At 37.4% G+C, this 20,948-nt stretch carries 14 protein-coding genes and 1 pseudogene; 14 read left to right on the top strand and 1 reads right to left on the bottom strand.

The window, feature by feature from the left end; translation table 11 throughout:
* Positions 1-13: 13 nt before the first annotated feature.
* From ubiH to ACSLUO_RS04925, 3 genes are all read left to right on the top strand, one after another.
* Positions 14-1,234 carry a 2-octaprenyl-6-methoxyphenyl hydroxylase gene (ubiH, locus tag ACSLUO_RS04935; protein WP_448246712.1) on the top strand — a complete coding sequence of 407 codons (1,221 nt, stop codon included), beginning with the start codon at positions 14-16 and terminating at the stop codon, positions 1,232-1,234.
* Positions 1,235-1,294: 60 nt separating this feature from the next.
* The gene (locus ACSLUO_RS04930; RefSeq protein ID WP_448246711.1) at positions 1,295-2,551 is read left to right on the top strand and encodes a UbiH/UbiF/VisC/COQ6 family ubiquinone biosynthesis hydroxylase; all 1,257 of its coding nucleotides are present in this window, start codon (positions 1,295-1,297) and stop codon (positions 2,549-2,551) included.
* A gap of 542 nt (positions 2,552-3,093) precedes the next feature.
* Positions 3,094-6,021 carry a TonB-dependent receptor gene (locus ACSLUO_RS04925; protein ID WP_448246709.1) on the top strand — a complete coding sequence of 976 codons (2,928 nt, stop codon included), beginning with the start codon at positions 3,094-3,096 and terminating at the stop codon, positions 6,019-6,021.
* Between the two features lie 285 nt (positions 6,022-6,306).
* Here the strand turns inward: ACSLUO_RS04925 and ACSLUO_RS04920 are convergent, their stop codons facing one another.
* Entirely contained in the window at positions 6,307-6,849 is a 543-nt protein-coding gene (locus tag ACSLUO_RS04920) for a hypothetical protein (protein ID WP_448246708.1), read from the bottom strand.
* A gap of 306 nt (positions 6,850-7,155) precedes the next feature.
* Between ACSLUO_RS04920 and gcvT the strand changes: the two genes are divergently transcribed.
* The 11 genes and pseudogenes from gcvT (at position 7,156) to ACSLUO_RS04865 (ending at position 19,730) form a co-directional block, all read left to right on the top strand.
* On the top strand, positions 7,156-8,268 hold the full coding sequence (gene gcvT / locus ACSLUO_RS04915) for a glycine cleavage system aminomethyltransferase GcvT (RefSeq protein WP_448246707.1): 1,113 nt from the start codon (positions 7,156-7,158) through the stop codon (positions 8,266-8,268).
* 177 nt (positions 8,269-8,445) lie between these two features.
* A complete protein-coding gene (gene gcvH / locus ACSLUO_RS04910) occupies positions 8,446-8,835 on the top strand; it encodes a glycine cleavage system protein GcvH (protein ID WP_448246705.1) in 390 nt (129 codons plus the stop codon).
* A gap of 157 nt (positions 8,836-8,992) precedes the next feature.
* Complete coding sequence (gcvP, locus tag ACSLUO_RS04905; protein ID WP_448246703.1) at positions 8,993-11,902, top strand: aminomethyl-transferring glycine dehydrogenase; 2,910 nt, start codon at positions 8,993-8,995, stop codon at positions 11,900-11,902.
* Between the two features lie 599 nt (positions 11,903-12,501).
* Positions 12,502-14,670: a hypothetical protein gene (locus ACSLUO_RS04900; protein WP_448246701.1), complete on the top strand. Its 2,169-nt coding sequence runs from the start codon at positions 12,502-12,504 to the stop codon at positions 14,668-14,670.
* Between the two features lie 124 nt (positions 14,671-14,794).
* Positions 14,795-15,754 carry a viperin family antiviral radical SAM protein gene (locus ACSLUO_RS04895; RefSeq protein ID WP_448246699.1) on the top strand — a complete coding sequence of 320 codons (960 nt, stop codon included), beginning with the start codon at positions 14,795-14,797 and terminating at the stop codon, positions 15,752-15,754.
* Entirely contained in the window at positions 15,754-16,107 is a 354-nt protein-coding gene (locus ACSLUO_RS04890) for a hypothetical protein (RefSeq protein WP_058559614.1), read from the top strand. The genes ACSLUO_RS04895 and ACSLUO_RS04890 overlap by 1 nt, the downstream gene beginning before the upstream one ends.
* A gap of 959 nt (positions 16,108-17,066) precedes the next feature.
* Positions 17,067-17,324 carry a ribbon-helix-helix domain-containing protein gene (locus ACSLUO_RS04885; protein ID WP_448246697.1) on the top strand — a complete coding sequence of 86 codons (258 nt, stop codon included), beginning with the start codon at positions 17,067-17,069 and terminating at the stop codon, positions 17,322-17,324.
* Complete coding sequence (locus tag ACSLUO_RS04880; RefSeq protein ID WP_448246695.1) at positions 17,311-17,601, top strand: type II toxin-antitoxin system RelE/ParE family toxin; 291 nt, start codon at positions 17,311-17,313, stop codon at positions 17,599-17,601. The genes ACSLUO_RS04885 and ACSLUO_RS04880 overlap by 14 nt, the downstream gene beginning before the upstream one ends.
* Before the next feature lie 5 nt (positions 17,602-17,606).
* A complete protein-coding gene (locus tag ACSLUO_RS04875) occupies positions 17,607-17,780 on the top strand; it encodes a hypothetical protein (RefSeq protein WP_448246693.1) in 174 nt (57 codons plus the stop codon).
* A pseudogene (locus tag ACSLUO_RS04870) lies at positions 17,746-17,949 on the top strand (hypothetical protein); the annotation flags it as partial. The gene ACSLUO_RS04875 and the pseudogene ACSLUO_RS04870, both read left to right, overlap by 35 nt.
* Positions 17,950-18,059: 110 nt before the next feature.
* Complete coding sequence (locus ACSLUO_RS04865; protein WP_448246691.1) at positions 18,060-19,730, top strand: KAP family P-loop NTPase fold protein; 1,671 nt, start codon at positions 18,060-18,062, stop codon at positions 19,728-19,730.
* The last annotated feature ends 1,218 nt before the right edge of the window (positions 19,731-20,948 follow it).

The raw sequence follows: 20,948 nt of genomic DNA, 5'->3' as shown, positions 1-20,948 counted from the left end.
ATATAATTGATAGATGAATATTGATAAAACCCATTTTGACGTAGTGATCGCGGGCGGCGGGCTTGCTGGTTGTTTAATGGCCTTAAGCTTGGCTAAATTGACAAAAGCAAATGGTGAGTTATTACAAATTGCTATTGTTGAAAAACATCGAACAACAGATAACCACAGCCATGAATTAACATTTGATGAGCGAGTTTTAGCTTTGTCACATGGCACTGCGAGTTATTTTGCCGACTTAGGTGTTTGGCAAAATTTATCAGCGAAGGCGAACCCGATAGAAACTATTCATATATCTGATCGTGGTTATTACGGCAAAGCACGCGTTTATGCTAAAGATCATCAAGTTGATGCCTTAGGCTATGTTGCCCCCATGAAAAGCATAGGTCTAGCTTTACAACAAGCTTTAGCGTTAATTCAAAACTCACAAAGCAATAATATTCACTGGTTTGCTCCTGCACAAATAGAGGAGCTTGATTGGCTAACAGAGAGTGTTGAAATAAAGCTTACATCAAAAGCAAAGTTATCAGCTAAGTTATTATTAGCTTGTGATGGTGCTCAATCGGTATGTCGAAAATTTGCCAATATTCAAACTACCAGCAAAGCCTATGGGCAATCAGCGGTTATCGCCAATGTTACTATGGCTCAAGCCCATCAAAATATTGCTTATGAACGTTTTACAGAATTTGGCCCGATCGCTTTATTACCGTTAAATGATAATATGTGTTCGTTAGTTTGGACGGTAACACCAGAGCAAGCTGAACAGTTAACGGGGATTTCAGACGAAGAATTTATCGCAAAACTGAATCAAGCGTTTGGTTTTTGGCAAGGTGGTGTTAACAGCGTAAGCCAACGATTTATTTATCCGCTAAATTTAGTGCAAGCCGACGAAAACGTATACCACCGTATGGCATTAGTAGGAAATGCATCCCATACAATTCATCCTATTGCGGGGCAAGGTTTTAATCTTGGTGTGCGAGATGTTTCACAGTTGGCAACATTAATCGCTGAACAATTAGCGCAAAACAAAGATATTGGCAGTTTTGCCATGTTAAACCATTATGGTGAATTAAGGCGTGATGATCAAAGGCAGATCATTAACTTAACCGACTCGTTAGTTACCTTATTTTCTAACACCTTGCCGCCATTAGTTGCGGGCCGTAATATCGCGTTAAAAGCGTTAAATTATTGCCAGCCGATAAAACAAGCCTTTGTTAAGAAAACCATGGGTTATTGATAAACCGAATCAAGTATAAAACAACAGATATTAAGCAAGTATTAAAGAGTAAAATTAGCGATGAAAAAAGCGGATATATTGATCATTGGTGGTGGTATGGTAGGGCTAACCTTAGCACTTGCTGTACGTAAGTTAACCCCCTTAACCGTTGCTATTGTTGATACTGCTCCGGTGAGTGAATTATCAAGTGAGCCGGAAGTTAGGGTAAGTGCGATCAATGCGGCTTCTGAGCAAATTTTTACTCAACTTGATGTTTGGCAAGACATACTCAATACCCGTGCCCAAGCCTATCATCATATGCATATATGGGATAAAGCGGGCTACGGGCAATTATTATTTGATGACAGCCAAGTTGACAATCCTCAGCTAGGTTACATTATTGAAAATAAAGTGATCCGTAATTGTTTATGGGCAAAAGCCGAGCAAGACTCAGGTATTAGCTTTTATACCCAAGCGCAAATAAGCTCTTTAGGTATGGGCGATGAAGAAGTTTTTGCCAGCTTTGACACACCAAACAATGGCCAAGCACCACAATTACCCATCATGGCTAATCTTGTAATAGGTGCTGATGGCGCCAACTCATGGTTAAGACAACAACTTGATATACCAATGGTTTTTCGTGATTATGATCATCATGCTATTGTCGCCACCGTTGCTTGTAGTCAAGGCCATCAAAATACCGCATGGCAAGTTTTTCTACCCACTGGCCCGTTAGCTTTTTTACCGTTAGCCAGCGAAAAAAACGAGCAACAATTGGCCTCTATTGTGTGGTCGACATCACCGGATGAAGCAAAACGGTTAAACGCTTTATCACCTGAGGCTTTTAACAAAGAAATAACCGCAGCGGCCGATGGTAAATTAGGCGTAATAAGCTTAGCCAGTGAGCGCTTTAGTTATCCGTTAACTATGCGTTTGGCACAAAACTTTATGCAAGAACGGGCGATATTAATTGGTGATGCAGCTCATACTATTCATCCGTTAGCGGGGCAGGGAGTGAATTTAGGTTTAAAAGACGCTGCCGCCTTAGCAGAATGTTTAGCGTTACAAGTTGAAAACAACAGCTTGACCGTGTCACAAAAAACCTTAAAAAACTTTGAGCGTTGGCGTAAAAATGATGCCGCTGAAATGATCGCCGCGATGGAAGCCATCAAGCAAGTTTTTACCCCGCAACAAAAGCCAACTCAACTGCTGCGTGGCATTGGTATGAGTTTATTAAACAACCTTGCACCCGTTAAACAGCAAATGATCAAACAAGCATTAGGCTATCAACATCACTTGCCTTCACTGGCAAAACTAACCCCAAAAATCGTTAAATAATCACTTTAGCGAAATATATCACTTTAGTGCTCTTTTTATACTAAACACTGCATGCTTCCTTCATTAAGACGCTGTCTTACGTCTTTTAATTTTTCCTTTACTTAAATTTAATATGACTTGTTTTGATTATTCGTTGTATTTAATGGTTTTAACTTATCGTATTGAATTTTATAGTTAATTTAAATTTTTTTATTGTTGTTATTGTTTTGTTGTGCTTTTGATGAAACAAGTATGTTAATTGTGAACTTTGTTGATTGTATTGGTTTACTTTTGATTTTTATTGAACTATGTTGGTTAAAGTGTTGTGAAAAATTTCGCAATACACATTGGAAAGTGACTAAGAAAAAAATGGAGAACACGAACATACGATAATCTCACTATTAGTGTTTATGCTCGTATATTACGTAGCTTAAAACGTAGCTTAAAACGTAGCTGAAAAGTGGTCAAATTATCTATGTTTACAACGTCACCATTACTTCTTAATAAGCATTCCATAAAACTATAAACAATAAGCATTCATTCATTTTAAATGAGGATATAAGATGCAAAAGACATGGAAACATAAACTATTATACGTAGCCTGTTGTTCAGCACTTAGTGGCATTAGTAATGTATACGCACAAACTGATACTGCTGTTGAAGTGATTGAAGTTAGAGGAATTCGGGGATCATTAGAAAAAGCATTAGATCGAAAACGAGAAGCGCCTAATGCTGTTGATTCAATTACTGCTGAAGATATGGGGAAATTTCCTGATCAGAATATTGCCGAATCACTTCAGCGGGTATCAGGTGTATTTATTGATAGAAAATCAGGAGAAGGTTCAAAAATTACTGTTCGAGGCTTTGGCCCTGAATTTAACTCAGTGCGTTTAAATGATCGCACCATAGCAACAATTTCTAATGACGGTGAAGTCGATTATTCTTTTTCTAAAGTTGGTATAAGTCGTGCGTTCGACTTTCAAGCATTAGCCGCAGAAGTATTAACTGGTGCTGATGTGGTAAAAACACCAACGTCAGATTTATGGGACGGTAGCATTGGTGCTAGCATCAATATGCGCACAGCTCGCCCACTTGATAAACCAGGTCTTCATATGTCTGGTTCTGTGCAAGGTCGTTATCAAGATATGGCTGACAATTGGGACCCACGTTTGTCTGGTTTGATCAGTAATACTTCTGCTGATGAAACAATGGGTTTTTTATTCGCCGCTTCCTACGAAGATCGTAGTACTCAATTAGAAGAATCTCGAGGTGGTCAGTGGGCTTATTACAATGGTGTAACAGAAGATTCAGCAGAAACCATTGAATTTAGATTTCCACAAGAAATGGGGCAAAGTTTCACCATTGATGATCGCAAACGTCTTAGTACCAGTGCGACTTTTCAGTATCAACCTAATGATAATATGGGCATGACAGTTGATGCTTTGTATGTTGATTTTAAACGTGAAACAACAACTCAAGGTATTAATGCGCCACTACAGTTCCCTAATTTTTCAAAGGTTGAAGTAAATGAAAATGGCACGGCAACCTCATTTGTTAAAAGTTTTGGTCCAGTTGATTATCGCTTTGAAGAAAGAGGTGGTGATTCAGAAACAATCGCATTAGGTTGGAATGGTTTTTATCATTTAGATAATGGCTTAGAGTTAACGGCTGATGTTTCTTGGTCACGTGCTGAAGCATGGAACCAAGGCACACGATTGCAGCCAGCAGTCAAAGATAATAACCCTTGGAATGATCCTTTAGCACCTGGAACGTTAGATGACCCAACGGCTGGTGAAACGAGCCCAGAATTTAAAAATAACATTATTACTTGGGCAAATGGCGATGTACCTTCGTGGTCAACGTCTTTTGACTTATCTGATCCTGCCAATGCTCGAGCACATGTTGCATTAACACCTGCTATTGAAAGAGAAGATGAAGTATTTGAAGCACGCTTTGATGGTTCATTCCTCGTCGAGAATAGCGTCGTTAGCGCAGTTAAAGCCGGTGTGTTTTATAGTGATCGTAAAAAAGATGCTTTACCTTACAATTCAGGTACCTATGCGCCAACTAACCCTGATGGTCCATTTGACCCTGGCTATAGCTCAGCCGGTGCTTTATTTGGCGATCATAACTTTGTTGCTTGGTTTGACCCAACAGATGGTGTGCAATCCCCTTGGGAAGCAATCAACGTAGCCAATGGACCAAGACCTCATATGGCAGGGCGTTTTTTTGCTCTTCCTGAAGAAATTTTCACGCCAGTTTCAATGGGGAGCTTATTGAGTGACTCGGGTGCTGATTTTCCTCGTGAATATTTGTTAACGGATCTGGCTGGTTATTGTAGTGCTATTCGTAAAAACTCAGGAAATAACAACGTTTGTACAACGCAGGCACGTCCTGATCTAGCGAGAAATGTTGAAGAAACCAATTACGGCGCTTATGTTAAAGTTGATCTTATGGGCGAATTTCAAAGCATGTTCTGGTCAGCTAATTTTGGTCTTCGATATGTTGAAACTGAAACAACGGCTTCAGGGCCATCAGTTGAGTTAATTCGTATTGAATCTGAAGATCCTAATGGAGCAACGTCTGGCTTAACGTATGTAACTACGCCACGCCAACAACTGTCTGCTGAAAATTCCTATTCTAACTTTTTACCAAGTGCTAACTTTAAGTTAGAGCTGAGTGATAGTGTTGATTTTAGAGCGGCAGCATCAAAAGTGATCACTCGTCCGAATATGGGGGCAATTACTCCAAGCCAAAACTTTAGTGGCTTATTTGGGCTTTCAACTAGAACGGCAAATAACCCTTATTTAGAACCGTTTGAAGCTTGGCAGTACGATACATCACTAGAGTATTACGCTGACAATGGTAATGCGTTTTCAATATCTTTATTTTATAAAGATGTAACAACCTCTATTTCAGAAACCACTGAATTACTTGATTCTGGTTTTAATCACCCAGCGTTTGGCGATATTATTCTTCAAGATACTGCACAACGTAATGTTGATGGTGGCTCAGTGCAAGGGTATGAATTAGCAGGCTTAGTATATTTTGACTTTTTACCAGGCTTGTGGAGTAATACTGGTATTCAAGCAAACTATACGTTTGTTGCCGGTAATGATGAAGGTGTTAATGCTGACAGCCAACCACTTGTTACTGCTCCAGGTAATGGTTTAGAAGGTTTTACACCACATTCATATAACGTGATCGCTTTTTATGAAGATGACAGTTTTTCTGCTCGAGTTTCATGGAACTGGCGTGATAGTTTCTTAGTTAAACGCTCTGGTTTAGCAGGGATCCCTGAACATTTTGATGAATACGGTCAGCTAGATCTTGGTTTTGGTTATTCAATATCGGAAAACACTAAACTAACTTTTGATATTAGTAATTTATTGGATGAGAATGCCATAAGATATGCTGATGTTCGTGAGCGTGTTATTCATAATGAATACACCGGACGTCGCGCATTATTAGGCGTTAGAATGACGTTTTAATAATGATGATATATATCTGTAAATAAATTATCTGTAAATAAATTAAAAGCTCGTAGAATAATACTCTACGAGCTTTTTTATTTAACCTGAACTCGGGATAAGAAATTAGCTAACTATATGAAATACATATATTTTGATTTTTTCTCTATTCTAGCTTGATGTTTTTTCTTAGTACAAGGCAAATTTAAGCGCCAATAGCGAGCCTATTGCAATTAAATTTAACGCAGTAATAAGGAAAAACAGCTGCTAGAAAGCAAGTTGTTATCCCGAATTCAGGTTATTTAGTTAACCTTGTTTATATTCAATATTATCTAACAGTACTTTTCCTGAACTGTCTCTGACAACACAGCGGATGAACTCGGGTAAAAATATGGAATTATTAATATAGGCTTCGCTGTCAAATCTCTCGGTTTTATCTCTGACACGCTTACTTTCAAACTCTAATTCAGCCGCAATAATTAACTTTTCAATAATATGCTCAGGAATGGCTAAACGCGTGGCTAACATCATAAAAGGGGTGTGCTTTTTACGATGAAGATCTGCTAAGGCAAACATATCATAACTAATACCCGCCCCACTTATTCTTTCTGGGTGAATAATAAATTCCGCTATGGCAATAGCAATAAGCGTGAAGCGTGTTTTAGGGTCAACGCTTGGTTGTAACCAAATATAAGCCTGACGATTTTCATCACGCCCGATCTTACAAAGATCTTTTAAATTAGTGTCGCCTACCACTTTAATATCTAAAGTATCGCACAATTTTTTTAAATCAATTTTATCACCATTAGTGCATGATTTTATTAAGTTGCTGAGTGGAGAATTGTTCATAAGTATATCTAAGTTAACAAGTTAAAATAAATATAACGTATTAATTGATAGATTTATAGCTGTGTTAACTTAGCTATCATCACTTTTAGCTTATGTGTTGATATTTAATTTGGTAAATGGTTGTTATTTGAAATTATATTCGGATTGTTTGGTTTAGATGGTTTTATCTTTCTTTTGTGTTGGTATTTCGTTGAATTGTGCTAATTAGCCGATTATAATTCTCGGCAATTTTTAGCACTTGATCGTTAATGATCCTTTTAGGCAAAAATACGCCAATTAACGATCGATATACCCTGGAATAAAACGATGACTAATCAAACCGTATTACATGCTAAGCACATTGAAGCTGGCGCCAAAATGGTTGACTTTCATGGCTGGGAAATGCCAATTAATTACGGTTCTCAAATAGAAGAGCATCATGCGGTACGTCAAAAAGCCGGTATGTTTGATGTTTCTCACATGACCATAGTTGATATTTCAGGTGCTGATGCTAAAGCCTATTTACGTCGATTAGTGATCAACGACGTGGCCAAATTAACGCAAAAGGGCAAAGCCTTATATACCGGCATGTTAAATGAAGCTGGCGGTGTTATTGATGACTTGATCATTTATTTCTTTTCAGACACTGATTACCGTTTAGTGGTTAATTCAGCCACTCGCGAAAAAGATTTAGCTTGGTTAAACAAGCAAGCGGCCGGTTTTAACGTTGATATTAATGAACGTCCTGAATTTGGCATGATCGCCGTCCAAGGCCCTAACGCTAAAAGTATTGTTGCTACTTTATTATCTGCTGAACAAAACCAAGCTGTTGAAGGTATGAAACCGTTTTTTGGTGTGCAAGCAGGTGATTTATTTATTGCCACTACTGGCTATACCGGTGAGCAAGGCTATGAAATTGTGGTACCAGAAGCCCAAGCCGCAGATTTATGGCAACAATTGTTAGACGCTGGTGTTGTGCCTTGTGGTTTAGGTGCTCGTGATACTCTACGTTTAGAAGCGGGTATGAACTTATACGGTTTAGACATGGATGAAACCATTTCACCATTAGCCGCTAACATGGCGTGGACAATTAGCTGGGATGATGAAAACCGTGACTTTATTGGTAAAGATGTATTAGCAGCGCAACTTAAAGCTAACGACCAAGCAAAATTAGTGGGTTTAGTGATGACCGACAAAGGCGTATTACGTACAGGTCAAAAAGTACTCGTTACTGATGGTGCTGCTGAAGGCGCTAGCGCAGCAGAAGGAATTATTACCTCGGGCACGTTTTCACCTACATTAGGTTATTCTATTGCCATGGCAAGAGTGCCTAATACCGTTAACGTTGGTGATACCATTGCTGTTGAAATGCGTAAAAAATTAGTTAACGTACAAGTGGTTAAACCGTTATTTGTCCGTAATGGCAAACAAGTATTTTAATCTATAGCGATAGATTAAATGTTCTCATGCAAAAATGGCTGACAAACTTTTAATTAGCGCTATATTTAACAAGGTTTATTGTTAACTTATTATTAACCAATAAGCTGAAAAATGAGTTTTCACTCAAACCAATTTTATAAAAAATTACACAATTACATTAACAATTAGGAACATAAAATGAGCAACATTCCTTCAGAATTAAAATACACCGTTTCACACGAATGGGTTAGAGACGAAGGCAACGGTATTGTCACTGTTGGTATCACTGAGCACGCTCAAGAATTATTAGGCGACATGGTATTTGTTGAATTACCAGAAGTAGGTGAAGCGGTTTGTACAGGTGACGATGTTGCCGTTGCTGAGTCAGTAAAAGCAGCATCAGACATTTATGCACCAGTTACCGGTGAAATTGTTGAAGTAAACGAAGATTTAGAAAACTCACCAGAATTAGTTAACTCAGACGCTTTTGGTGATGGCTGGATGTTTAAAATTCAAATTGAAGATGCCTCTGAACTTGAAACATTATTAGATGCTGAAGGCTACGAAAATAGCATTGACGAAGACTAATTAATTTATCTTAAGTAGATAAATTAATTTTCTCTGTTGTTTTAGCTCGAAAAAGCGCACTTAAACAAGCGCAACTTGGCCATTGGTTAACTTTTTATTGCCAATGGCTTTATTTTTAGTGATTAACTGAACATTATTTTTTAGGTAACTTTGTTTTATGACTACTCAATCAAATCCTGTAGCTTCATTGTACGAACTTGAGCAAACTCAAGACTTTATTCGTCGCCATATTGGCCCTGATGAAGCACAAAAGGCTGCTATGTTAGCAGATCTTGGTGCTGACTCGTTGGATGCCTTAATTGACGAAATTGTGCCAAGCAGTATTCGTTTACCTGAATTACCGGCTATTGAAGAAAGTAAAACAGAAGTTAAAGCACTAAAAGAATTAAAAGCCATTGCTAGCCAAAATGTCGTTAATACTTCATATATTGGTTTAGGGTATTACCCAACGCTAACGCCGAACGTTATTTTACGTAACGTGCTAGAAAACCCAGGTTGGTATACCGCTTATACCCCTTATCAACCTGAAATAGCGCAAGGGCGTTTAGAGTCATTATTAAACTATCAGCAAATGTGTATTGACCTAACAGGGTTAGATTTAGCCTCAGCTTCTTTATTAGATGAAGGTACTGCTGCTGCCGAAGCGATGGCCTTGGCTAAACGTGTTTCAAAAAATAAAAAATCTAACTTGTTTTTTATTGCCGAAGAAGTGTTTCCACAAACTATTGATGTAGTAAAACAACGTGCTGATATGTTTGGTTTTGAGGTAGTAGTAGCACCAGCTGAAACGGTTGCTGATCACGATGTTTTTGGCGCGTTATTACAATACCCAAGTGCAACAGGTGAAGTAACCGACATTTCAACGTTAATTGAAGCGGTTCATGCTAACAAAGGTATTGTAGCGGTAGCGGCTGACTTAATGAGCTTAGCCTTGTTAAAATCACCTGGTGAATTAGGTGCTGACGCGGTAATAGGTTCAAGCCAACGTTTTGGTGTTCCTATGGGCTATGGTGGTCCACACGCGGCATTTTTTACCACTAGCGACAAATACAAACGTTCGTTACCGGGTAGAATTATTGGTGTTTCAAAAGACACGCGTGGTAACCCTGCATTACGTATGGCAATGCAAACCCGTGAGCAACATATTCGCCGTGAAAAAGCCAACTCTAACATTTGTACCGCGCAAGTATTATTAGCCAACATGGCGGCATTTTATGCGGTTTATCATGGTCCTAAAGGTTTAAAAATAATTGCTGAGCGAATTCACCGTTTTGCTGACCTTTTAGCAAATGGTTGTAATGCTAAAGGCTTAAGCACCTTTCATAGCAGCTTTTTCGACACAGTAACCTTTAATGTAGGCACTGAATTAAAAGCAACAATTGTTGAACGTGCACTTGCTGCAGGTGTTAACTTACGTACTGATATTGCCGAGCAAATTAGTGTTTCACTTGATGAAACCACTACCCGTGAAGACTTACAAATTTTATTCGATATTTTGTTAGGTGCTGATCACAACTTAGATATTGAGCAACTTGATACTGAATTACGCATATTAGGTAGCCAGTCTATTCCTGAAAACTTAAAACGTACCTCGGCTTATTTAACGCATCCGGTATTTAATTCACACCACAGTGAAACCGAAATGCTGCGTTATATCAAAAAATTAGAAAACAAAGACTTAGCGCTTAATCACTCAATGATTTCGCTTGGCTCTTGTACCATGAAATTAAATGCTACCGCGCAAATGATCCCAGTGTCATGGCCTGAATTTGCCAACATGCATCCGTTTGCACCAATCGAGCAAGCGCAAGGTTACAAGCAAATGATCGACGAGTTAGGCGAAGCATTAGTTGAATTAACCGGCTACGACAATATTTCAATGCAACCAAACTCGGGTGCACAAGGTGAATATGCTGGCCTTATTGCCATAGTTAAATACCACCAAAGCCGTGGTGAAGGGCATCGTAACATTTGTTTAATCCCTTCATCTGCCCATGGTACTAACCCAGCTTCTGCACAAATGGTGGGTATGAAAGTTGTTGTGGTTGACTGTGATAAACAAGGTAACGTTGACATGGCTGACTTAAAAGCGAAAGCGGAAGAGTTAGCAGAAAACTTATCGTGTATTATGATCACGTATCCATCAACCCACGGTGTTTATGAAACCACTATTCGTGATATTTGCGACATAGTTCATGCTAACGGCGGCCAAGTGTATTTAGATGGCGCTAACATGAATGCACAAGTAGGATTAACTTCACCAGGCTTTATTGGCGCTGACGTATCACACTTAAACTTACATAAAACCTTTGCTATTCCACATGGTGGCGGTGGCCCAGGTATGGGACCAATTAGTGTTAAAGCACACCTTGCACCATTTTTACCTGATCACGCATTAATTACCGTAAATGAAGCGACTAAAGGCAACGGCGCAGTATCAGCAGCACCTTTTGGTAGTGCGGGTATTTTATGTATCTCGTACCTTTACATTGCCATGTTAGGTAAAAAAGGCGTAACTGACGCCACTAAATACGCCATTGCTAATGCTAACTATTTAGCGAAAAAACTGAGCCAACATTACCCAATTTTATACTCAGGTAAAAATGGCCGTGTAGCTCATGAATGTATTGTTGACCTACGCCCATTAAAAGAGCTTTCTGGTGTTACTGAAATGGATGTTGCTAAACGCTTACAAGATTATGGTTTCCATTCACCTACTATGTCGTTCCCAGTGGCAGGTACATTAATGATTGAACCGACTGAGTCGGAAGCAAAACCTGAACTTGATCGTTTTATTGAAGCCATGACATGTATTCGTGATGAAATTCGTAAAATAGAGCAGGGCGAATGGAGTGTCGACAACAACCCATTACACCATGCACCACATACCTTATCTGATATTACCGATGCCTCATGGGATCGTGGTTATAGTATTGCTGAAGCTGTATTTCCTGTACCGGCGGTGGCTGCGAATAAGTTTTGGCCAACGGTTAATAGGATTGATGATGTTTATGGGGATAGGAATTTGATATGTTCTTGTCCGCCAGTGGAGACGTATCAGGATTAGTATCTAATTGTGTCTGGATATATAAAATTCAGACAATGTATATAAAAATAGACAAACTTCGGTTTGTCTATTTTTTTGGTTTTATAAGGCTTATGTAACTTAAATATTTACACAGTCCCACGGAATAGATGGTTAAGATAATTAACTAGAAATATTTTCAATACTTCCTCAAACTTTAAGTATCATTCTTTAATAGAGTTAAGTGTTATTTGATTACCTTTAATTGTTTTAATTACAACTGGAAGACCAAATATAATTGAGGACAATAAAAATTAAATTAACCGAGATTACTTCTTACACACGTGAAATTAATCAAGACTGGAGTTTTTCTCATTTCTACGAAATGAGGTAGACCGACGTTTAGGCGTCGAAAAGTCCATTGCTTAGTGTGAATAAAGCTCCGCTTTTTAATTTTTAATTAATATCTTATTGACAGTATTAAGAAAAATTAATATCTTAAATAAGACTTTTGCAGTCGGCTACCGAGCATGTTGCTCACTTTTTCCGCTCCCCTCTGTTGCACGGGAGGTTTCAACTGCAAACCGGTTTAGTACCGGAATCTTTTTAGTGAAACATAAACCAATTATATTGGAGATAAAATGCACAGAATAGATGCGGCTTTTGCGCACCCTCTGAATGAAAAAAACGATCCCAAAGAACGCTTTGTACAAGCTCTAGATGAGTTTGATATTCAAGGTGACTTACGAATATTATTGATTAAACACTTTTCTGATAACTGGCAGAATATTTTTCGCAGAGGAGAAAAACTAGAAGGTTCATTGTCGAACCTTGGACAGTTTAGCTCTGAGCAAGAAAAATGTGTTGGCTTCTATGTAGATCTATTAAAGCGAGATTTGTTTGATGACGATCTTACTTTCTTTTTTAGAATGCAGAAAAAGAAAAAAAGCCCTCAAATGGAGTTTTTAGATGATGTTATTCAACAGTTCTTCCCTGATTCTCCATTCGGTCTTTTTGAAGCTGGTATCAAAAATAAAGTAAATGACTACTATGTAATGGTTTTATGGCTTTATGGTGCAGATTACCATTATTCTCAAGCCTTTTTTGATGATGAGGCGCTAAACAAGTTAGAGCCGCAAAAGAGGCAAACAGTGTTGTGGAATTACCTTTATGCTGTAGCCCCTGAGCTTAAATATTTGGAAGGAACTGAGCTATTTAGAGAGTTGCAGAGCATAGCAAAAGTCCACTTAATCACTGGTCCGCTAACGAAAAAATCCTCAAATATTATACGAGGTATTGAATTTATTAAGGCTTGGATAAAGTCAGATGCTAAAGCGGGTAAGATGTTATTGAGCAGTAATGACTTTCTCTATGACGTTAGTTCACCGTGGTACAAAATACAGTCGGCAATAGGCTTTGAAAGAGAAGAAAATAGCGAGGTTTCTGAGCTACTTAATGAATGGTTGAAAGATACGAAATTAAATATTGAAAAGCTTCTATATGTAAATACTGATTTAACTCTTGCCAGTAAAGATGATAGTGAGCAATGGGCTAAAGGTTTAGACAGTTATTTTCTTTCATACTGTAACGATAAAATATATAAGAGTTATGATTACAGCGAGTTAAATCATGAGAAATTAAATAAAGAGCTAAAAAGTGCCCATCAAGAGTTATGTTTAGAATTAACGCGGGAGCAATTAATTGCCTGGGTTGGATATTCAATTAATAGTGATTTCCAGTCTGTATTGAATTCAAAAAGTCGAACTTTTAATTTCTCTCAATGTCAAGAAAAATGGATTAATAAAGAACACTACGAGTTGTGGGAAAGCGTATTTCTAGAGCAACTTAACGTTTCATCTATAGAGCAGAAATTAAGTATTTTGTCTTGTCATCCACCATATACAGAAGATTGTTATAAAGGCTATTTTGAGTGGTGGAATGAACTTTTTATTAACTTGGTCTTATCAGAGGGCTTTCCAAAAGAGCTAACACCTGATTGGACTATTGTCGCTATTGACAGAATTGAACTTGAGAAAGTGGCTCTGTATGTAGACAAGAGTATTGGCATTATTCGTGGAGAACTGTCAAAGTCTAATGATACTGAAAAGGTTGAACATCACCATCAAAATTTAGAAAAGCTGCTTAGCTTTTTTGACAAATCATCAGCTAAAAAAGCAATACGCCATCGACTTTTATTGCTTAGGTCTTCTAACGAACCTTATGCGGATGAATCTATTTCTAAAATAGGTTCTTTATTTAATCGTGAAGGTCATTGCAGGTGGTACGATTCATTAGTCGAGCTATCTAAAACGCAATTTGCATACCAAACAAATGGCAACAGAGGAGTTACGCAAGAAAACTTTCAGCAAGTTCAGAGCGATTTTTATGTGAACTTTTCTCATGAGCTAGTCGAGTTTTGCTTGAGCCGTTTGCGTCTTCGTAAAAGTGAAAAAGCAAAAGATGGAAAATATGATTCTAGCCAAGTAGTAGAACAATCTTCTATTTGGAGACAAGGTTATTTAAAAGCTTTAAAAGAGTTAGGTTTTGATCTAAATGGTAAAGTTCATAAAACTGTGAATTTCACTAAAAAGTCAGATCCTAGTGAAGATGTCCGTTCTATAGCAAGTGAGTGTTATAAGGCAGTTCGACGACATGCTAAGAAAAGCCCTTCAATTCAAGATTTAAAACGCGGCATTATTGCTGCTGAATGGTGGCTTTTATTATGTCAACGTCAAGAGTTACTGGGCCCTGAATCAGTTGATTATGAAGCAGCGCTTAAAACAAGGCGCAACTTAATGCGCAATCCATAAACTACCTAAAATCTAAATAATCCAACCTTGGTGTACTGGAGCCTGATGCTCCTCCTCGACGCTAGCCGTCCGCCATGTTGAAACTTTAAGGCCTGCGAGTGTGGGCCAGTCAAGGAGTATACGTATGTCTACACAAAACAGTTCTGTCGAAAATTCGACTTCATCACTCGTCAACAAAGTCGATGAGTTAGTCATTAATTGGCATATCACCGAAGCATGCAACTATAACTGTAGTTACTGTTTTGCTAAGTGGGGTAAGCCAAACGAATTACATCGTTCACTCGAATCTATTGAAAAAATCTTAGATAGCTTAGCTAGCTATTTTATTTGTGGAAATCCTCCAATAAAGCAAAATCTTGAATATAAAAATGTTCGGCTAAATATTGCAGGCGGTGAGCCAATGATATTGGGTAGTACTTTTTCAATTGTTCTAATGTTAGCGAAACAAAAAGGTTTTAAAACCTCAATTATCACTAACGGCCACTACCTACTAAATAACAAATTCGATCTTCCTAATAATGTATTAGATATGGTCGGAATCAGTTTCGATAGTCAAAGCTATGATATTAGATCGAGGATCGGAAGGATTGATAGGAAAGGTAATTCTTTAAGCTCCGACGAACTGAAGCTTGCATTATCAAAACTAGAAAAAACACAAAAAGGTATTAAAGCCAAAATTAATACCGTAGTGAATCAGTTTAATTGGCAAGAAGATTTCTCTGGCCTAATCTCAGAAATAAAGCCATATAAGTGGAAAGTATTGCATGTAATGCCATATGGTGATGACGATCTTCTTATCTCAAATGGTCAGTTTAATAGTTTCGTTGAGAAACATCTTGGTCGTGACTTACCTGTTTATGCTGAGTCAAATTCAGCAATGACTGAGTCATACTTTATGATTGACCCCAAAGGTCGGTTTTACCAAAACTCGGCTAGTGGTTCTGGTTATAAATATAGTGAATGCATTAATGACGTTGGGGCAGGCAAGGCGTTAGAACAAATTAACTTCAATCATGCTGTTTTCATTGCAAGGTACTTTCCCGTTGAAGGAATATCAATCGTTGAAAATGAAGGAGCGGCATAATGAAAAGCGATACTTGTTTTGGAAAGATGTCTGGTGAACCATTGAGTGTATATTTTGATGAAGAGGAGGCACAAAGCGCTGCTGAATATTCAAAAGAAATCTATAATAATGAGTTATCTCCTTATAAGTGTAATAAATGTGATTTTTGGCATTTATCACCTAAGTTTAGGGTTACTCCTAGCGAAAAATGCCAAAGGTGTACTGCCGGGGATGGTAGTTATAAGGATACTTATCGAACAAAGAAAGAAGCGAATACCAGAGCAGATATTATATTTAATGAGCAAGGGATAAATTTAAGGGTATATAAGTGCAAATATGGTGCAGGTTGGCACTTAACTAAAAGCCATTATTAGCACTCCTGAATTCAGCGTTATTAGGTTGAAATTAATTAGAACTTATCTGCAAATATGAGTTTCAAACTTTATTGATTGCGTAACGGCCAAAAGTATAACTTTAAACGTTTTGTTTTAAATTTTAGGTTGTGATAACCCCCTTTAAAATCAGTGTGCTTAGTTTCAAACTTAATTCGAAAGTGACAATTGATATTATTTATAAAAAGCGAGCTAATAAGCTCGCTTTTTTGTTTCTAATACTTTTATCAGTTAAAGATTGGAGTAATGCCCCATATTTCATATTAATGTATTTGATCTGATTTAATTAACGCTTAAGGATAATTATCAAATAATAGTGGTTGATAATGATCATGCAACTTCTTTGAAAGAAGATGATTAATTCTTAGTGAAAAGGTTTGATAAAACGGAAAAAAATGGAGAAAAGGGCTTAATTAGCGATGCGAACTTACCTGATAAATCCTGAAGCATATACTGTAATTAAGCTTTAATATTAAATATTAACGTCTGCCTTGAGTTTAAGTTCGGTCTTATCTTCTGAATATCAAAGAATTTACTTTTTTTACTGTAAATCTTTTAAAAGAGGTGCTCTGTATATAATTGAGACCAAATTAAATCATTCATTACCGATATTCCTACTTCCTAAAGCATTAAATGAATAATTCTGGTTTTCTTCTCATTTCGAAGAAATGAGGTATACCGACGCTAGGCATCGAAATTTTTCCAGCTACATATTGCAGAGCTATTACAAATGTTGGGAGTGCGGTTTGGACTAGATTCAGAACTAACTCACTCTATATGCTTGCTAGGTACCAAATTAGCTTGTTCACTGGAATTGCATCATAGATGCAATCTAGCATACAAATTTTAGTAGGAACTTTTGAGTGAACTGTACTAGAATTAATCTGGTAGTATAAAGTAGGATAAAATCCTTACAAGAGTTCTTTCATTAGAGGTAAATTATGGCAATGGTAAAGAAAAGTATCACAGTAACTGATCAACAAGAACAATGGATGCAAGCTCAACTTGCAACAGGAAACTATGCCAGTGACAGTGAGTTATTACGAGATTTGATCAGAAAAGAGCAAATGCGTGCTAGTGAAGTTGAAGTCATTAGGCAAGAACTGATCAAAGCTGAACAAAGCGGTTTTAGCTCTCGTTCTCCTGAAGATATTGTTAATGCGGTGATTGCTAGAAAACAAGCCAATGGCAAAGTATAGATTAAGCTCTGCTGCCGATCAGGACTTCGAGCAGCTATTTGAATATGGTATTGATAATTTTGGTTTAGCTCAGGCTAAATCTTATATTGATGGGTTGATTATTCATTTTCAAAGCATTGCGGAAACCCCCTTGCATTATCAGGCTGTCGATCACATTCGTAAGGGATATAGGCGCAGCGTGTATGGAAAACATGCTATTTACTATGTCGTTTCTAATGACTACGTTGATGTCATGCGAATACTAAGAGCAGAAAACCTTAAAACAGCTTTTGAGTAATTAATGTGTCCAGTGCGTTATCAGATAGGCTCTTAGAAATTGATAATCAGCTTCAGCGACTCGCTGAAGAAAAAGAGTTATTGTTAAATGAACGCAATAGTATTCTTGCACAACAAGAAGTAGAGCTAGCTAAACATTTTAACCAACACGTTTCACCATGCACCACATACCTTAGCTGATATTACCGATGCCTCATGGGATCGTGGTTATAGTATTGCTGAAGCAGTATTTCCTGTACCAGCAGTGGCTGCGAATAAGTTTTGGCCAACGGTTAATAGGATTGATGATGTTTATGGGGATCGGAATTTGATATGTTCTTGTCCGCCGGTTGAGACGTATCAGGATTAGTATCTAATTGATATTATTTATAAAAAGCGAGCCTTAAGGCTCGTTTTTTTGTTGCTTTCATTTAATAACTCGAACAATATAGTAAGCCATAAATTATGGAGTGATTTGATATGAAGGATAGTATTTCTTTTGATTGGTCAGAGAAATTAGAGATTACAGATAATAAAATAGATCCCAATATAGTTATTGAAACATTTCCAATTGATAAACTGCAAAGACAAAAATACGCAGAATTTCTGACTAAGTTTTTAGCTTCAGAAGGAAGAGATGATATAAAAGGACTCAACTCTAATTATGTATTGAACTTAAATTCCCAATGGGGTTCTGGTAAATCATATTTTTTGAGACGTTGGTCAAATGATATTAAAGCATATTTTCCTGTGGTGTATATTGATGCATGGAAACAAGATTATTCAGATGATCCGCTAATGACAGTTGTTTCTTCAATGATTAATCAATTGACAGAACAATGTCCTAATAGCAATGAAGATAGATTTAAACCACCTAATCAACTAATAAGTTTATTTAAGGCTGCAGGGCCAAGTTTAGCCAGAGGATTAGCAAAACGGTATTTAGGTGTCGATCCTTCCAAACTATTTGATACAGATAACGACACTCATGAAGAAAACGCTACTGATGAAAATGGTAACCCAATAGATATGGGGCTGGCAGCCTCAAAAGTGGTTGAGCAGTTAATTGATGAACACGATGCAAAATCTAAAGCGATAAATAAATTAAAAAATGATGTAGAAAGGTGGATTAAAGAGGTTGTAGAACAAGAAAGTCGTAGTTACCCAGCTTTCATTTTTATTGATGAATTAGATCGATGCCGCCCTAGTTATGCAGTAGAAATGCTTGAAACGATAAAACATATTTTTGATATTCCTGGGGTTGTTTTTGTTGTTGCTACCGACACAGAGCAATTACAGCATGCAGTTAAAGCTATTTATGGCCTAGGTTTTGATGCAAGAACTTATTTAACTCGCTTTTTTAATAGCCGCTTTACTCTTAAAGCGCCTAATTTAGATAATTTGATTGAAGTACATTGTGATATTAAGAAATTTTCAAAAGAATACTTTGATAATTTAGATATTGTTGTTTGGCCCATAAATGACAATTATTTATTAACACTAGGTAATATTACAACTGTTTTAAATGCATTTAATTTATCCCCAAGAATTGCTATTCAGGTAACAGAACGAATTATCGCAATTGTTTCTAATCTCCCAAATAAAACGGCAATTGATGTTGTTATGTTGGCAAGCTTATTATGTATTAGAGAGAAAGATGAGTCTTTATACGAAGAAATAATAACTAAAAAATTTAATAGAAAGAAAGGAGAACAAAACTTAAATTTGAGTGATTACTTAATAGAAACCTTTAATATAGAAGGAGGTGATATATCAATAAGTGTTGAAATTTCAGAACATTCCTCTAATTTTAATATTAATAAATTACGTTTTTTTAGTAGTGGAGTATATTTAGTAGATTACTTATTTTATTTATCGGATACTTTTGCTGATTTCTTTGATGAAGGAGTTAGTTCATTTCATTTTTTTGGAAGCAACAGTAGGGATTCAATTTCCCCAATTCAAATGATAGTAAATGATGTTTATCAGTTGTCACCTGAGGAATCTAAAGTTTTTTCAGGAAAAGGGGCTGAATTGTGGTTTAAATATTTATATTTAAAAAATAAAATAAATGAAGGAAATATTGGCCTTTATCAAGATCTTGTTGAATTAGCATCGGCAATTGATTGGTTAAATGAAGATGTTGAATAAATAATCTACCGGCTCAATTACACTTAAGAATGAAATACTTTCTAATTTTTTATTTTTTCATATTTTATTGTCGCGGTGGCGACGGCACCCAAAGGGACGCTGCGCTGCGCCCCTCTGGACTCCCCAGCGCTGCTGAAAAATGTTGTTCTTCATGAGAAATAAATATCTTGAGCTAACGTTCAGAACGCACATCCATGTACTACTTCACTTTGCTGGCGTCCTGCCAGCAATAGCTGATATTTATTTTTCATTCAGACATTTTTCCAAGCAGGAGCATTCTTCGTTTTAGTTTGGTGTTGTTGCTGGTGTATTTCGCTGTATTGGTTTTACTCCAAAAAGAAACGAGCCTAGAATTTAACACCATTCCCATTGAAGCGGTTTGATAATTAGCTAGCAAAGGTAGCACTCGACCCGAGACATGGATGTCGAGGGCTGCCGCGCGGAGGGACGAGCATTCGGCAGGGATCGAGTGATATGCTAGCTTATTATCAAAGTCTTCCGCTGAGTTGGGCACCGAGGGGGATGCAAGGGGGAAATGGGTGTTCTTTCCCCCTTGTGTGCTGCGGCCACCGCCGCAATAAAACCGGAAATAATCACCATATTTGAAAGTATTTTTCCTGATAAATACTTTATAACTTGAATATTTTCATCAAGTTCTATTGTCGCGGTGGTGACGGTACCCAAAGGGACGCTGCGCTGCGCCCCTCTGGACTCCCCAGCGCTGCTGAAAAATGTTGTTCTTCATGATAAATAAATATCTTGAGCTAACGTTCAGAACGCACATCCATGTGCTACTTCACTTTGCTGGCGTCCTGCCAGCAATAGCTGATATTTATTTTTCATTCAGACATTTTTCCAAGCAGGGTTATTCTTCGTTTTCGTTCGGTGTTTCTGGTTATTCTGTTCGCTGTGATAATTTTTAACAACAAAATGAGAATTTCGTTTTCTATAAAAAGAAATGAGCCTCAAATTCAACACCAGTCCCATTGAAGCGGATTAATTTTTATTGAGTGAAAATTTTGCTTATGTGAGACAGGAAGTCGAGCACTGATGTTGGCACAGGGAAGTGCCATCATCAGGAATAAGCAAAATTACGAAATTAAAATTAATGTTTCCGCTGAGCTGGGCACCGAGGGGGATACAAGGGGGAAATGGGTGTTCTTTCCCCCTTGTGTGCAGCGGCCACCGCCGCAATAAAACCGGAAATAATCACCATAT

Source organism: Thalassotalea agariperforans, assembly GCF_053470345.1.
This window is presented reverse-complemented; position numbering and strand designations above follow the sequence as displayed.